Annotated in this window: 1 protein-coding gene; it reads left to right on the top strand. The window is 52.9% G+C overall.

Annotation, left to right across the window (positions count from 1 at the left end):
• Positions 1 to 191: 191 nt before the first annotated feature.
• The coding region (locus AXE65_RS00725) for a hypothetical protein (RefSeq protein WP_153015349.1) at positions 192 to 399 on the top strand (208 nt) is incomplete at its 3' end.

Below are 399 nucleotides of genomic sequence, written 5' to 3'. Positions count from 1 at the left end.
CTTGCAGCGCATCCATAGCTTGACCGATAACGGCCTGAAGCTTCGCCACATCATTACCCGCGTTCACGAACACCGAGGGCCATTGCAGGCCAAATTGCCTTTGGATTAAAGCCCTGACCGTGCGCAAATAAAAATCGTTTCCCCGTGTTAGGCTGGAATTTCCACAAACCAGCAAAACAAGGAAACGAAAAATGGAAAATGATAAGAGCACCGAAAGCCCCGAAAGCAGCACCAGCACCTTTAAGCCAAAGGAGCTACGCGCACTGGAAAAAGGGCAGCTAGCAGTGCTTGATTTAGTCGTGCAGGCGCTGGTCGAAACCCACCCCAACCCTGCCGAACTATTTAAAGCCTTCGCGGGGAAGGCCGCCGCTGCAAGAACACTCATGCCGGGCTTTGCCT

The sequence above is a fragment of the Ventosimonas gracilis genome (assembly GCF_001580025.1).
GTDB lineage: Bacteria > Pseudomonadota > Gammaproteobacteria > Pseudomonadales > Pseudomonadaceae > Ventosimonas > Ventosimonas gracilis.
This window is presented reverse-complemented; position numbering and strand designations above follow the sequence as displayed.